This is a genomic window from Flavobacterium sp. HNIBRBA15423, from assembly GCF_052655965.1.
In genome coordinates this window covers 1,516,966-1,533,392 of sequence record NZ_CP199751.1, presented here as the reverse complement: position 1 = coordinate 1,533,392, position 16,427 = coordinate 1,516,966, and the positions used below count along the sequence as shown (strand labels likewise).

Here is a 16,427-nt window from a genome sequence, read left to right as displayed (position 1 = left end):
TAGAAATTAGAAGTTAGAAATTAGAAGTTAGAAATTTTAAAATTCATACTCCTAACAAATAACTCATTTTTATATGTAAAATAATTAGTTGTTTTATCATTTTATATCCATTTTGAGATTGAAGTTTTAAATTTGAAATCAATTCTCATAAATTAATCCTTTCAATACAGGATTTTTTAAATTTATATAGAAAATAGATATTGGTTCATCATCAGACGTCTTACCATCTTTATTTAAATCATGTATTGCATTAATATATAAATAATCATTGTCAGCATCATAATCTGCACCTATAACTGAATATTTTTTTGGAATTATTAATGACATATTTTCACCATTTTTATCAAAAAAATAAAATCGTCTTAAATCTTTACTATTGATATATTTATCATTATTCGTATCTTCATCATAAACAGAAATCATATAAAAATTTCTATTTAGTGGTTGAAAACTAAGTGTATCAACTCTTGATGATGGATAATAACAAGTTTTTATTAGAACTGGTTTCTCAAATAGATTTTTTCCTTTGTTTTCTTGATGATCAAAATGAAAAATATTAACTAAATTATATCCATAAAGAGCATCAAAACCAGGGATTATATTTTGCCAATAATTCCCTTCTTTTAAATCATCTACATAGTAATTATAATGAAATTCTCTTGAACCTGTATAATAGGTTTTATCTTTCTCATTATAATTTAGCTTAAATAATGGTGCTATTCTTACGTTAGGATTACCTGTTAAAAGTACTCCTAATGATTTTACTTTAAAATCTAAAGAATCTTTTTTAATGACGTTTTTAGAATCTTTCGAATCAGTGACTTCTTCAACTTGCAATCCTTTTTTATCCAATTCATTTGAACTATTACAACTAATTAAAAATATTGTCAATAGCAAAAAAAATATTTTGTTCATTTGTTTGTTAATATTCAAAATTTCCGTATTCTGAAACAATGGTTAATTTCTTTTCATTAGAAGTTTCGACTTTTCCTACTATTTGTGCATCAATGTTGAATGATTTTGAAATTTCAATAATTTCTTGAGCTATTTCAGTAGGAACATAAATTTCCATTCGATGACCACAATTAAACACTTGATACATTTCTTTCCAATTGGTTTTCGATTGCTCTTGAATTAATTTGAATAAAGGTGGTACTGGAAATAAATTATCTTTTATTACATGAACATTATCTACAAAATGAAGCACTTTAGTTTGTGCTCCTCCACTACAATGTACCATTCCATGAATTTTATCTGATTTATATTTTGATAAAATCTTCTTTATAACTGGTGCATAGGTTCTTGTAGGTGATAAAACTAATTTTCCTGCATCGATTGGACTATTTTCTACAGCATCGGTTAATTGAGCTTGACCCGAATATACCAATTCATTTGGCACAGAAGCATCGTAACTTTCAGGGTATTTTTCTGCTAAATATTTGGCAAAAACATCATGCCTTGCTGAAGTTAATCCGTTACTTCCCATTCCTCCATTGTATTCTTTTTCGTAGCTAGCTTGACCATAAGAAGCTAGACCAACAATAACATCACCAGCTTGAATATTTGCATTATCAATAACATCGGAACGTTTCATTCTAGCTGTAACTGTTGAATCTACTATTATGGTTCGCACCAAATCACCTACATCGGCAGTTTCTCCACCAGTAGAATGAATTGTTACTCCATGATGTTTTAAATCTTCGATTAACTCTTCGGTTCCATTAATAATAGCTGATAAAACTTCTGCAGGAATAAGACTTTTATTTCTTCCAATAGTAGAAGAAAGTAAAATATTATCTGTTGCACCAACACACAATAAATCATCAATATTCATGATTAATGCATCTTGAGCAATACCTTTCCAAACTGAAATATCTCCAGTTTCTTTCCAATACATATAAGCTAATGATGATTTTGTACCAGCACCGTCTGCATGCATAATAATACAATAGTCATTATCATTTGTTAAGTAATCAGGTATAATTTTACAGAAAGCTTTTGGAAACAATCCTTTATCAATGTTTTTGATGGCATTATGCACATCTTCCTTAGAAGCAGAAACTCCTCTAAGATTGTAGCGTTGGCTCGTATCAGAACTCATTAAAAAGTAGTTTGTTGTGTTGTGGCACAAAGATAGTTTTTTATATCAAATTTTAGAAATTTGGTAAAAAAAAAGGGTTAAATTTTTACTAAGAATACTCCTTCTACATATTCAGATGGATTTTCAGGGAAAAGTACGTTAGTAATTTTAAATGAAGTATAACATTCCTCTATTTCAGATTCTACATTATATTTTAAATTAATTTCCTCTGTAATCATAGTGGTTTGGTTATTCAATGTAATTTTTATATCAATATTTCTTGCATTAATAGTTGTTTTGGGCAAGAATTGAATAATATTTACATCTTCAACAAATTCGTATGGAATATCATTACCTATTACATCTGTTACAGAAATGTCTGCGCTTGAGAAGGTCTCATTTTCAAAAACATTTTCACTAGTAGTTTCGTCTAAAATTTCAACAAAAAAAGAAGCAGGAACAGCTTGTTTCCCTTCAATACATTTATCTGAACAACTGCATATAATAAGACCAACAAAACTTACAATAGCAATAATATTATTTTTCATTCTCTTTTATTTACTTAAAATTTCAATTTCAACTCTTCTGTTTGCAGCTGCTTGTTCTTCATTTGCTTCTGGAATAGGGTAAATAGGATGATTAACTCCAAAACCAGTTACTGATATTCTAGTCATTTCTATTCCTTTTACTACTAAAAAACGTCTTACTTGTTTTGCTCGTTCTAGAGATAATTTTCTTCTATCGCTACTTACACAACAAATATGACCTTGTATTTCAATTTTTAAATTAGGATTATTTTGTAAAACGAATAATAAATCATACAAAGCTCCATTTGATTCTGGTGTTATAGCAAAAGTATTTTGAAAAAAATTTATATCTTTAAGTTTTATTCTCGTTCCTTTTTTGGCTAATTTAATTTTTTCATGTAGAGGTAAGTTATCATCTATTTCTTCTTCCTCAATTCCTAATATTTCATTCTCTCGTTCTAAATCTTTTTCTAAAATATAGTAAATAGTCGCTTTTCTGTTTTCGGCTTTATTTTGAGATTGATTAAAATTTTCACCATAACTTCTAGTCTTAAAATCTTCTCTAATAGCTACTTTATCAAGAATATAGTCTGCAATAAAATCAACTCTTTTTTGGGCTAAAGAATCATTATATTGAGCTGAACCAACTTCATCAGTATAACCATTTATGGCAACAATTTTTGACTTTATATTTTTTTGAATCCAATCCTCTAATCGAAGTAATTCCTTATTTGTTAAATCAGATTTATTACTTTCAAAATAAACAGAGAATTGCTCTTGTGCAAAACTGCAATTTAAAAGGAGAAGTAATAATAATGATAAAATAGGCTTCACTTTAAATATTTTTTACGAAGTAACACTTTTTTTAGAAAATAAAAAAGCATGCTACAAGTATTTTAACGTGAACCTTAATCAAAAAGTATAAAAAAGCCTATTCAAAAATATGAATAGGCTTAAAATTAAATTTCTTTTTTGAAACAGACACTATTATCAATACCAATATATTGCCCATAATTTGGAATTATAGAAAAACCATTTTTTTGATATAATCGAATAGCTTCGGGTTGTTTTTTTCCTGTTTCTAGAATTAATTTTTTGCATTTTAAATTAATCGCCCATTTTTCAAGAGCTATTAACACTTTAGTAGCAAATCCTTTACCTCTAAAATCATCTAAAACATACATCCTTTTCACTTCCATTGTATCTTCATCAAAATGCTTAATAGCACCACAAGCAACTGGAATATTTTCAAAATATAGAATTATTACATATTTAATTACATCAATAGTATTGAATTGTGCGTAAAATGAATGTTCATCACCATCTCTTATCGCCAAATCTTCATCTAATTTTGTCACTAAATCAATAAAATCCTTATTTGATGAGTTGGTTTCAACAACTTCTATCATTCCTTTATATATTTAAATATATTATCTTAAAAATAATAATTCTCTGTATTTTACAAGTGTCCACATTTCATCATCAACTAGTAATTCTAATTTATCTGAATGATAGCGAATTTCTTCAAAATAAGGTTTCACTTTATCGCAATAAGCTGCTGCCATTTTAGAAATATCTGTAAGATTATTAGCTTTCTTACGCTCTTCTACCATTGCATCTACTTTAGTATTTATTCCTTCAATATGCTCAGAAATCTCTTTAATTAATGAAATTTGTTCTTTTGCAATTTTCTCAAAGTCTTTACCAAAAATCTCTTTTAAACCTTTTACATTTTCAATTAAGGTATTTTGATAACGAATAGCTGTAGGAACCACATGATTGCGAGCAATATCTCCTAAAACTCTACCTTCGATTTGAATTTTCTTAGTATATTCTTCTAATTCAATTTCATAACGAGCTTCAACTTCAACATGATTCATAATTGACAACTCATCGAATAAATCTATAGCTTTTTTAGAAACTTTAGCTTTTAATGCTTCTGGAGTTGTTTTATGATTACTTAAACCACGTTTTTTAGCTTCTTTTTCCCATGCTTCACTATAGCCGTCACCTTCAAAAAGAATATTTTTAGTTTGCTTGATATATTCTCTTAGTACATTGAAAATTGCTTCATCTTTCTTTAAATCTTTTTTAGCAATTAAAGCATCTACTTCAATCTTAAAGTCTTTTAATTGCTTGGCAACGATTGCATTCAAAGTTGTCATTGAAGTTGCGCAATTAGCTGAAGAACCTACTGCTCTAAACTCAAATTTATTTCCTGTAAAAGCAAATGGAGAAGTTCTATTTCTATCTGTATTATCTAACAATACATCAGGAATTTTACCTACTACATTTAATTTTAAATCTGTTTTTTCTTCTGGTGATAATTTCCCTTTAGTAACTCCTTCTAATTCTGCTAATACTTTTGTTAATTGTTGACCAATAAAGACAGAAATAATTGCAGGTGGAGCTTCGTTTGCTCCTAAACGGTGATCATTACTAGCAGAAGCAATAGCAGCTCTTAATAATTCTTCATAATCATGTACTGCTTTAATCGTATTAATAAAAAAAGTTAAAAACTGTAAGTTACTCATTGGAGTTTTACCAGGAGCTAATAAATTAATTCCAGTATCTGTAGCTAATGACCAGTTATTATGTTTACCTGAACCATTAACTCCTTTAAATGGCTTTTCATGAAATAAAACTTTATAATCATGTCTCTCAGCCACTTTTTGCATCACATCCATTAATAATGAATTATGGTCTACTGCTAAATTGATTTCTTCAAATATAGGAGCTAATTCAAACTGACTTGGAGCAACTTCATTGTGACGTGTTTTCACAGGAATTCCTAATAACATACATTCATTCTCTAAGTCACGCATATAATTTAGTACTCTTGATGGAATAGAACCAAAATAATGGTCATCTAATTGTTGCCCTTTTGCTGATGCATGTCCTAATAAAGTTCTTCCAGTAGCTAATAAGTCGGGTCTCGTGTTTGCTAAGGATTTATCAATTAAAAAATATTCTTGCTCCCAACCTAAAGTAGGAGTAACTTTTTTAACATTTTTATCAAAATATTTAGCAACATCTGTAGCAGCACTATCAATTGCTTGAAGTGCTCTTAATAAAGGTGTTTTATTATCTAAAGCTTCACCAGTATAAGAAACAAATATCGTAGGTATACATAAAGTAGTACCATAGATAAAAGCTGGGGAAGTTGGATCCCAAGCTGTATATCCTCTTGCTTCAAAAGTATTTCTAATTCCTCCATTTGGAAAAGAAGAAGCGTCTGGTTCTTGTTGTACCAATTGACTTCCTCCAAATTTTTCAACTGGGTCGCTACCATCAAAAGAAGTTTCGAAAAAAGCGTCATGTTTTTCAGCTGTACTACCAGTTAATGGCTGAAACCAATGTGTATAATGAGTAACATCTTTAGATAATGCCCATTCTTTCATTCCCATTGCAATTTGATCAGCAACAACTCTGTCAATCTTTGCACCATTTTGAATTGCATTTTTAACGGCTTTGTATGCTTCTGGTGTTAAGAACTGACGCATTGATTTATCGTTAAACACATTACTTCCAAATATTTTGGACTTTTTTTCTAATTTTTCAACAGCAACAATTTTTCTACTTGCTGTCTCTTTTAAAGCTTGGAAACGAAAAGTTGACATAAATTTTATTGTTTTTAAAGTTACACCCCTAAATTTTAAGTGCAAATATATAAAAATATATACGTTTTAAATAAAAGACCCCCTAAATTTTTTAAAGTTTAAGAAATAAATATTTTTATAAAACATTTTAATAAAAAACTATTTTAATAAAACAAATTTTGCCTCACTAACATTTTAACAATTTTATGTTAATAATTTACAAAAAAACCTTTTATTTGCATCCTATAATGGTGGTTAACCAGCAAAAAGAATACTTATGAGAGGATACAAGTTGAAACTAATTATGTTAACAATTAGTTTTTTTGTTTTTATGACCAAGTCGATTGCTCAATGTGCAGGAAGTGATAATAGTATTATAATATGTGATAAAGAGAGTTATAATCAAGGTATTGGTAATCCTAATGGAGTTGTCAATTTATTCACCTTACTAGGAGTTGGTGCAGTTCCAGGAGGTACATGGTCAAATTTGAATGGTGCAGGAGGATTTAATGCATCAACAGGTATTTTAAATTTGTATCAAACTTTACAAGGTGGAGTATATAATTTTCAATATACTGTAAATGGTATTCCTGGATGTACAAATAATACTGCTACAATTGAAATAACTTTAAATGGTTATGCAGGAGTGGGCACTGGTGGTAATTTATGTACAAATGATTCTCCAGTAAATCTAAAAAATTATTTTGACTTAACTAACTATCCAAGTCCTGACTCGAATGGCGTTTTTACTATATCTGGTAACATAATAAGCAATATTTTTAATCCAAACACGGCTGGTCCTGGAAATTATTTAATTACATACACTACTCCTTCTTTTGGGAATTGTCCAATTAGTAGTACAACTTTTCCTGTAAGTGTTGAACAAGCACCAAATGCGGGTACTCCAACACCTTTATTATTTTGCGAAACCGATGACTTTTCTCTATTTACAAATGTAAATTTATTAAATCAATTAAACGGTCAAGATAGTGGTGGAAACTGGTTAGATATAAGTTCAACTGGAGAGATAAGTAACACTAGTGATACATTTATTAATATTCAAAATATTTATAATAATTTTGGTCCTGGAACATATATTTTTAGATATAATGTTAACGCTGTTTTCGCTTGTGATCCATCAAATGCAGATATATTAATAATAATAGAGCCTGTTGTTGATATTAATGGAGCTAACCTTACTATAGCACCTACTCCAATTTGTTTTGAAAATTTAAACACAACAATACTTACTGGAACAATTACTCAAGGAGCAAATCCTATTCCAGATGGAACTTATGACATTACTTATGTACTTTCTGGAGTAAATTCGGGAACTGAAACAGTAAGTATTACTTTTACTGATGGAATTGCAACTTTTGCTATTAATCCAACTTTTGTAAATAATATAGGTTTAACAAATATAGATATAACAAATATTGTAAATTCTAGTAGCGTTACAAATTGCACAAGAACAATAACTAATCTAAATAGTTCTTTTGAAATCGCAGAAAGTCCAAATGTAAATGATACACAAATTTCAGTTAGCAATTTTTGTGTTGGAGAAACAGGACAGGTGGTTATAAGTGATATTAATAATTCGAATATTGAGTTATCAGATGATAGATACATCATTACTTACACTATTACTGATCCAAATGGATTACAAACTACTGAAACTATAGTTATTCTAGTAACCAATGGTGATGGAATATTTTCTATATTAAATTCTTTAACATCAATTGCTGGAAATTATACCGTCACTATTACCAACATTGAAAATGAATATTCTGGTTGTTCAACAGCTACGAATTTAAGCACTCCATTTATTGTTTATCCTATACCAAATGCAAGTAATTTAATTGTTTCAATTGGTGATGTTTGTTTTGGAGATGATGTAATTGTATCTTTATCTGGTGCTAATAATCTACCTGATGGACTATACGATTTAAATTATAACATAGTAGGAGCTATTAATGTAAATAATCAAGTAGCAAACAATGTTAATTTTACAAATGGTTCTGCTAGTTTTATTCTACCTAATGGAATACTAAATATTGGTACATCTACATTCACTTTAAATAGTTTAACTAGCGTAACGACTATATGTGGAACAGATACTTTTAATAGTGCTAGTGATGATTTTGAAATCTTACCTTTACCAAATGCTACAAATGCAACAATAACAGCTAGTGATATTTGTATTTCGGAAACGGAAACAATTTTTATTCAAAATGCAAACGGATTACTTGATGGCGAATATACTATCATATATGACTTAACTGGAGCAAATATTAGTACAGCTAACTCAGTTGTAGTTACTTTTACTGGAGGAAATACTCAATTTACAATTCCATCAGAATTATTAGAAAATGGAGGTTTAACAACTATTACAATTCAAACCTTAATAAATAATACTACTGGATGTGGTACTAATGATTTATCCAATAATCCTGTTAGTTTTACTATTACTGATCCTGGAGTTCCTACATTAGCTACAGATGGCAATTTATTTTGCTTACAAGATTTACCAAATCCAACTATTGCAAATTTAACAGCTAATATAACATCAACAGGTACAATTGCTTGGTATGATGCTCCTTCAAACGGAAATATGTATAATTCAACAGATCCAATAACAAATGGAACAACTTATTACGCTTCTCTTACCGATGGTCAAGGTTGTGAAGGTTCTTTAAGACTTGAAGTTGTGGTTGACTTAACTTCTTGTCCAAATTTATTTATTCCTGATGGCTTTTCACCAAATAACGATGGTTTAAATGATACTTTTTATATAAAAGATATTGATATTATTTATCCCAATTTTGCTCTTGAAATTTACAATAGATATGGGAATTTAGTATATAAAGGAGATATAAATACTCCTGATTTTAATGGCAAACCTAATCAAACAACTGTATTAGGCAATGATATTTTACCTACAGGAGTCTATTTTTATATTTTAAATTACAATGACTCAACAAATAAAAAGCCAACACAAGGAAGATTATATTTAAGTAGATAAGAGAAGAAAAATGAAAAAATTTAATTATATATACGGAATCATTTTGTTGGCATGTAGTATTTCATTTGCACAACAAGATCCGCAATACACTCAATATATGTATAATATGAGTGTTATTAATCCAGGATATGCAACAGACAACTTAGGAGTCATTAATTTTGGAGGAATTTATAGAGCACAATGGGTTGGAGCAACTGGTGCTCCTACTACATCCTCTCTTTTTGTTCATGCTCCTTTATCTGAAAAATTAGAGTCAGGTTTTAATGTAGTTAAAGATGAGTTAGGAGACGATGTCCTAAATGAAACTACACTAACAGCAGATTTAGCATATAAAGTATCATTAAGTGAAAAAGCAACACTTTCCATTGGATTAAAAGCCGGTGTAAATTTCTTTAACACAAACTTTAATGGATTTCAATTAAATGATGATGATATAGGAATAGATAATGCATTTCAAAATTTAAATGAAACCTTTCTTAATGTAGGTGCAGGAGCTTTCTTTTTTACAGAGAACTATTATTTAGGTTTATCAGTACCTAATTTTTTACCAAATAAACAATTAAAAGAAGCTAGCGGAATAACAGCCATAGGTATAGATGAATTACATTTCTTTTTTACTGGAGGTTATGTCTTTAATTTATCTGATAATGTTAAATTCAAACCAGCATTCATTACTAAATTAGTTCAAAATGCACCATTATCAGCAGATATTACAGCCAACTTTATGTTCTTTGAAAAATTTGAAATTGGAGCAGCACATCGTATTGATGATTCCTTTAGTGGTTTAGTAAATTATAGAATTACACCACAATTGAGAGTTGGATATGCATATGATCATACTATTAATAATCTGGGGCAATTTAATTCAGGTTCTCACGAAATAATTTTATTATTTGATCTTGATACTTTTGGTAACAAAGGATACGATAAATCACCAAGATTCTTCTAAAAGCATATTCTTATGAAAAAAATATTATTTATATATCTCATAACAACAATTACTGTTTTTGCTCAAGACAGCCAAATCAAAAAAGCTGATAAATATTTTAAAATAGCTTCCTTTGAAAAATCTGCTGAAGCTTATTCTAATTTAATTGCTGATGGAAATACAGATCTTTTAGTTTTAAAAAGAGCAGCCGATTCTTATTATTACATTTCAAACTTTGAAAAAGCGACTGATTTATATAAAACATTAATTGACAAGCAAAAAGAATCTTTGGATGACCAATATTTATTTCGCTATGCCCAATGTTTAAAAGCCATGGGAATGACAGAAGAATCTAATATTTGGATGAAACTGTATGAAAAAGAAACACCAGATGTTGTCTATAAAGCTTCAATTGAAAAATTAGAGAACATTAAGAAACAAGGTAATAAATTCGAAATAAAGAACGAAATTATTAATACACCACAATCTGATTTTGGTCCAGCAATTTATAAAGATAAATTAGTATTTTCTTCAGCAGCAAAATCAAGAGGATTATTCTCTAGAAAATACAAATGGAATGATCAAGCCTACCTTAATTTATATCAAACCACAATAACTAATACAACATTAGATAGCACTGTTGTTCCTTTTTCTAAAGAATTAAATTCAAAACTTCATGAAGCTGATGTTACTTTTACAAGTGATGGAAAAAGAATTTATTTTACTAGAAACAATAGCGAAAAAGGAAAACGTAAAAAAGATGACAATAAAATCACACAATTAAGTATTTATTCAGCAGACTTAGTGGATGGAAAATGGACAAATATTACTTCTCTTCCTTTTAATGGTTTAAATTATTCAACCATGCATCCTTCTCTAAATAAGGAGAATAATCGTCTATATTTTTCTTCTGATATGCCTGGAACATTAGGTTCATTTGATATTTTTTATGTAGATATTGATACCAATAATAATTTTGGAAAGCCCATTAATGTTGGTACAGAAATAAATACTAAAAACAGAGAACAATTCCCATTTATTAGTGATGAGGGCAAATTGTTTTTTGCATCAGATGGTCATACTGGTTTTGGTCTATTAGATGTCTTCATGTCAGAAATTAAAGATGATGTTTATGCAAAACCATTAAATTTAGGATTACCAATAAATACTAACTTAGACGATTTCTCATTCATTTATAATGACAGTTCGAAGAGAGGGTTTTTTGCTTCTAACAGAGAAAACGGAAAAGGTGATGATGATATTTATAGTTTCTTACAAATTGCACCTTTACAAGATTTTCAATATTATGTTCAAGGAATTGTAAAAGATGATGAAAATGATTTACCAGTTACAGAATCAACTGTGTTTTTATTTGACGAAAAAGGAAACAAAATAAATGAGATGATGGTAAATGAAACAGGAAATTTTTATTTTGATTTAAAACCTGGAACATACAAGATAAGTGTTTACAACCCTAATACTATTCCAGCGGAAAAAACCTTTACCATTTTAGATAATGGTACCACTAAAACAGAACAAATTATTACAGTAAAAAGAATTCCAAAAACATTCTTAGAAGAATTAATTGCTGAAGAAGGAGATCCAAAAGTCATTACTGATAACGGTGTTTTAATGTTTGATTTACCAGAAATTTTATTTGATTTCGATAAATTTAATATTCGTGCCGATGCTAAAATACATTTAGACCAATTAGTGGATAAATTAAACCGTTATCCATTAATAAATATTGCTATTGGTTCACATACTGATAACAGAGGAACAGAAGAATACAACAGACAATTGTCACATGATAGAGCCACATCAACAATGAATTATTTAGTAGAAAGAGGAATAGCGGCTTCAAGAATAACAGCTGAAGGATTTGGAGAAAGCAAACCAAAAGTAGATTGCATTAATCAAGAATGTTCAGATGATGAACATCAAATTAATAGACGAAGTGAATTTATTATACTAGTAAAATCAGAATAATTAAAAAAACCTTAATATGCTAAATGCCCTCAAAAGTTATATACTATTGAGGGCATTTCAGTTTAAGGACTTTCCTATATTTTTAAAAACCGAAAAATTACTCTGATTTTTCTTCTTTAACTTCTTCTTTTGATAAAGCTTCAACGGATACAAATCCTTTTGGCTGAAGAATGTTATACCAATTCAAGATTTTTTTAATATCTGAAGTATAAACTCTATCTTCATCAAATTCTGGCAAAACTTCTCTAAAATAAGCTTTCAATACAGCATCTTCTTCTTTATGAGAAATTGCTGGACCATCATTCTCTTTAGTTGCAATTGCTTTTAAAACTTCTGCTAAACGAATCTCTTCTGAATATGTATAAACTGCAATTTCAGATAATAAACTTACGTTACTTCTCATACCAACAGTAATTCGTTTTCCATCTAATAAAGATTCAGCAACAAATCCTGTACGTGTTTGAATTTTTAATTCATATAAACCTGGTTTCCCAGCAATAGCTAATATTTTTTGAATGCTCATGTTTTTTTTAAGGTTTAAGGTGGCAAATATATATTTTAAAGTTTAAAGTCGAAAGTATAAACTTGAAAAAATCTAATTGATTAATTATTAAATTATTTTCTTTTTACTTTAGCAAATTTCATTTTATAGTCAGGTCTTGCCTTTCCTTCTAAAATATTATTTAATTTTTTACCAATTAACTTCTTTTTTAAAGCAGATAAATGATCTGTAAATAAGATACCTTCAATATGATCATATTCATGTTGAATAACTCTTGCTATCACACCCGAATATACTTCCGTTTTTTTATTAAAATCCTCATCATAATATTCTATAGTTATTGTATCATGACGAAAAACATCTTCTCTTACATCTGGAATACTCAAACAACCCTCATTAAATCCCCAAATGTCTCCTTCTTCTTTTAGAATTTTTGCATTAATAAAAGTTTGTTTAAACTTTTTCAATTCAGCAGCTTCTTCTTTAGAAACATCATCGCTTTCAGCAAATGGCTCTGTGTCAACAACAAATAATCGTATTGATAAACCCACTTGTGGTGCAGCTAAACCTACACCAAATGCATGATACATCGTTTCATACATATTAGCTATTGTCTCTTTTAGATTAGGGTAATCTGGTGTTATTTCTTCTCCAACTTTTCTTAAAACGGGTTCACCGTATCCATATATTGATAATATCATTCTATATTTTAATTATAATAAAGTGCAAAATTAAACAATTAAATTATATGTTTTAGTACATTTTTTAAACTAAAAAAAGATATTTTATTTTTAAAATCAACTTTAAAAGATAAAATATCTTATTTTTAATTTATTTTATATTATTTATCTGTTTATTTGTTTATTCACAAATAATAAATCTATATTTGCCGCCTACTATTTATTATAACTATGATATTTACAATTGAACAAGCTTCTGAAAAACATTTGCATCATGCAGAAGCTATTTGCAACGAAATGGAAGCCTCTGCAAAAGTTAGAGGTACTGGTATTGCTAAGCGTTCTCCTGAATATTTACAAAAAAAAATGATTCAAGGTAATGCCATCATTGCTTTAACAGAAACAGGTAATTGGGCAGGATTTTGCTATATAGAAATTTGGAGTCATGAAAAATTTGTTGCAAATTCTGGTCTAATTGTATCACCTGAATACAGAGAATTTGGCTTAGCCAAAAAAATCAAACAAGCTATTTTTAAATTATCACGAAATAAATATCCAAATTCCAAAATATTTGGGCTTACAACTGGTTTAGCAGTAATGAAAATAAATAGTGACTTAGGTTATGAGCCTGTTACCTATTCAGAGCTTACACAAGATGAAGATTTTTGGAAAGGATGTACTTCTTGTGTGAATTTTGAAATTCTTTTAAGTAAAGATCGAAAAAACTGTATGTGTACAGCAATGATTTGGGATCCTATTGAGAAAGAAAAAGACAAGCGATTAAAAATTGAACAAAAAGTTTTAGCAAAAGAACGATTGAGTAGAATGAAAAAAAAACATTCATTACTTAAAATTATATCCTTAAAGTTTAAAAAAAAAAGTAAAACCTTTTTTAATATTATTTAAATAGTTAAAATGAAAAAGAAAATAGTTTTAGCCTACAGTGGTGGTTTAGATACTTCCTTCTGTGCGGTATACTTATCAAAAAAAATGAATTACCAAGTTCATGCAGTAACAGTTAATACAGGTGGTTTTTCTGATACTGAAATTTCAGATATTAAAAAGCGTGCTTATGAATTAGGTGTTTATTCTTATACTTGTATAAATGCAACTGAAGATTATTACAATACTTGTGTAAAATACTTAATTTATGGCAATGTTCTAAAAAACAACACTTATCCTTTATCTGTTAGTGCTGAAAGAACCATTCAAGCTAAATCTATAGCTGAATATGCCCTTGAAATAAATGCAAATGCTGTTGCTCACGGAAGCACTGGTGCTGGAAATGATCAAGTACGTTTTGATGTAATTTTTACTATTTTATGTCCGAATGTCGAAATTATTACGCCTATTAGAGATTTAAAACTTTCTAGAGAAGCAGAAATCCAATTTTTAGCTGAAAATGGATTTGAAATTAATTTTGAGAAGGCACAATACTCTATTAATAAAGGCTTATGGGGAACTTCTGTAGGAGGTAAAGAAACTTTAACTTCTCACAGCTATTTACCAGAAAATGCATTTCCATCACAATTAGACAAAACAATAGCTACCTCTACCGAAATTACTCTTCATTTTAAGAAGGGAGAACTAGTAGGTATTAATAACAAAACGTTTTCAAATCCTGTAAAAGCCATTCAAAACCTCGAAAGTATTGCATCTCCTTATGCAATAGGAAGAGATATTCATGTCGGTGACACCATTGTGGGCATAAAAGGAAGAGTCGGTTTTGAAGCTGCTGCTGCTATTTTAATTTTAAAAGCTCATCATTTATTAGAAAAACACACTTTATCTAAATTTCAATTAAATTTAAAATCACAATTAGCAGATTGGTACGGAAGTTGGCTACATGAAGGTCTATTTTTAGATCCAGCAATGAGAGATATTGAAGCTTTTTTTGAAAATACCCAAGACAAAGTCAATGGAAAAGTATTTATTACACTACTACCCTATCGTTTTATTTTAAACGGAATTAAATCTGACAATGATTTAATGAATGCCAAATTTGGTAGTTATGGAGAAATGAACTTAGGTTGGTCAGGTAATGATGTGAAAGGATATTCAAAAATTATTAGTAACTCACTTTCTATTTATCACAAAGTGAATGCTAATCAAACAGAAGTAGATGCAAACTAAAATAAAAATTGGAATTATAGGTTCAGCAGGATATACAGGTGGGGAATTGATCCGTTTATTATTAAATCATCCCAATGTTGAAATCGCTTTTGCATTAAGCAGAAACCATGCAAACAAACCCGTTTATGACATTCATACAGATTTATTTGGAGAAACCAATTTACAATTTACTAATGACTATTCAAATGCTATTGAAGTATTATTCTTGTGTTTGCCTCATAAAGAAAGTAAAATTTGGATTGAAAATAATGCCATTTCTAATACTATAAAAATTATCGATTTAGGAAATGATTTTAGATTAGATGGCAATTTCAGTCAAGGTGAATTTATCTATGGTTTATCAGAAATCAATGAAGAAATTATTAAAAAAGCAAATTATGTAGCCAATCCAGGTTGTTTTGCTACGGCTATTCAATTGGCTTTGCTTCCTTTGGCTAAAGAAAAATTATTAAACAAAGTGTACACAACAGGAATCACAGGTGCAACAGGTGCTGGACAACAATTACAACCTACGTCACATTTTAGTTGGAGAACCAATAACATTTCGGCATATAAAACTTTAAACCATCAACACGTTCCTGAAATCTGTAAAACATTGGAAAACTTAAATAAAGAAAAAGTTCAATTGGAATTTGTTCCTTGGAGAGGTGACTTTACAAGAGGCATCTTTACGAGTTCTACATTGGAAACTTATTTATCATTAGAATCGATTTACGCTATTTATGAAACATTTTATAAGGACAATCATTTTGTATTTGTTTCTCGAAATACAATCGATTTAAAACAAGTAGTCAACACAAACAAATGTTTGATTCATATAGAAAAACAAGGAGAACAAATAGTTGTTCATTCTATTATAGATAATTTAATAAAAGGAGCTTCAGGTCAAGCCGTCCAAAATATGAATTTAATGATGGGTTGGAACCCAAAATTAGGCTTAAAATTGAAAGCTTCAGCATTTTAAAAT

General features: G+C 28.9%; 14 protein-coding genes. 6 read left to right on the top strand and 8 right to left on the bottom strand.

Annotated elements, in window-relative coordinates:
- Positions 1–138: 138 nt before the first annotated feature.
- From ACULEV_RS06805 to ACULEV_RS06780, 6 genes are all read right to left on the bottom strand, one after another.
- Entirely contained in the window at positions 139–915 is a 777-nt protein-coding gene (locus ACULEV_RS06805) for a hypothetical protein (protein ID WP_445457918.1), read from the bottom strand.
- A gap of 7 nt (positions 916–922) precedes the next feature.
- Entirely contained in the window at positions 923–2,101 is a 1,179-nt protein-coding gene (locus tag ACULEV_RS06800) for an AIR synthase related protein (protein ID WP_445457917.1), read from the bottom strand.
- Between the two features lie 77 nt (positions 2,102–2,178).
- Positions 2,179–2,628, bottom strand: coding sequence for a hypothetical protein (locus ACULEV_RS06795; protein ID WP_445457916.1), 450 nt, complete (start codon positions 2,626–2,628; stop codon positions 2,179–2,181).
- 6 nt (positions 2,629–2,634) lie between these two features.
- On the bottom strand, positions 2,635–3,441 hold the full coding sequence (locus ACULEV_RS06790) for an OmpA family protein (protein WP_445457915.1): 807 nt from the start codon (positions 3,439–3,441) through the stop codon (positions 2,635–2,637).
- Between the two features lie 125 nt (positions 3,442–3,566).
- Positions 3,567–4,016 (bottom strand): GNAT family N-acetyltransferase, encoded by a 450-nt coding sequence (locus tag ACULEV_RS06785; RefSeq protein WP_445457914.1) that lies wholly within the window; start codon positions 4,014–4,016, stop codon positions 3,567–3,569.
- Between the two features lie 21 nt (positions 4,017–4,037).
- On the bottom strand, positions 4,038–6,227 hold the full coding sequence (locus ACULEV_RS06780; protein ID WP_445457913.1) for a glutamine synthetase III family protein: 2,190 nt from the start codon (positions 6,225–6,227) through the stop codon (positions 4,038–4,040).
- Positions 6,228–6,483: 256 nt separating this feature from the next.
- Between ACULEV_RS06780 and ACULEV_RS06775 the strand changes: the two genes are divergently transcribed.
- The 3 genes from ACULEV_RS06775 to ACULEV_RS06765 are packed head-to-tail and all read left to right on the top strand — an operon-like array spanning position 6,484 to position 12,145.
- Positions 6,484–9,228, top strand: coding sequence for a T9SS type B sorting domain-containing protein (locus tag ACULEV_RS06775; protein ID WP_445457912.1), 2,745 nt, complete (start codon positions 6,484–6,486; stop codon positions 9,226–9,228).
- Between the two features lie 10 nt (positions 9,229–9,238).
- Entirely contained in the window at positions 9,239–10,177 is a 939-nt protein-coding gene (locus ACULEV_RS06770) for a PorP/SprF family type IX secretion system membrane protein (RefSeq protein WP_445457911.1), read from the top strand.
- A 12-nt stretch (positions 10,178–10,189) separates the two neighbouring features.
- Positions 10,190–12,145, top strand: a complete 1,956-nt coding sequence (locus tag ACULEV_RS06765; protein ID WP_445457910.1) for an OmpA family protein — start codon at positions 10,190–10,192, stop codon at positions 12,143–12,145.
- Positions 12,146–12,242: 97 nt separating this feature from the next.
- Here the strand turns inward: ACULEV_RS06765 and ACULEV_RS06760 are convergent, their stop codons facing one another.
- Positions 12,243–12,668, bottom strand: coding sequence for a DUF5606 family protein (locus ACULEV_RS06760; protein WP_445457909.1), 426 nt, complete (start codon positions 12,666–12,668; stop codon positions 12,243–12,245).
- Positions 12,669–12,760: 92 nt separating this feature from the next.
- Complete coding sequence (gene def, locus ACULEV_RS06755) at positions 12,761–13,348, bottom strand: peptide deformylase (protein WP_445457908.1); 588 nt, start codon at positions 13,346–13,348, stop codon at positions 12,761–12,763.
- Positions 13,349–13,558: 210 nt separating this feature from the next.
- On the opposite strand from def, the gene ACULEV_RS06750 reads away from it, so the two are divergent.
- Genes ACULEV_RS06750 through argC form a run of 3 tightly spaced genes read left to right on the top strand, consistent with a single transcriptional unit; the run spans position 13,559 to position 16,424 of the window.
- The gene (locus tag ACULEV_RS06750) at positions 13,559–14,233 is read left to right on the top strand and encodes a GNAT family N-acetyltransferase (protein ID WP_445457907.1); all 675 of its coding nucleotides are present in this window, start codon (positions 13,559–13,561) and stop codon (positions 14,231–14,233) included.
- Between the two features lie 9 nt (positions 14,234–14,242).
- Positions 14,243–15,460 (top strand): argininosuccinate synthase, encoded by a 1,218-nt coding sequence (locus ACULEV_RS06745; RefSeq protein ID WP_445457906.1) that lies wholly within the window; start codon positions 14,243–14,245, stop codon positions 15,458–15,460.
- Positions 15,450–16,424, top strand: coding sequence for an N-acetyl-gamma-glutamyl-phosphate reductase (gene argC / locus ACULEV_RS06740; protein WP_445457905.1), 975 nt, complete (start codon positions 15,450–15,452; stop codon positions 16,422–16,424). Before ACULEV_RS06745 ends, argC begins: the two co-directional genes overlap by 11 nt.
- Positions 16,425–16,427 lie beyond the last annotated feature (3 nt).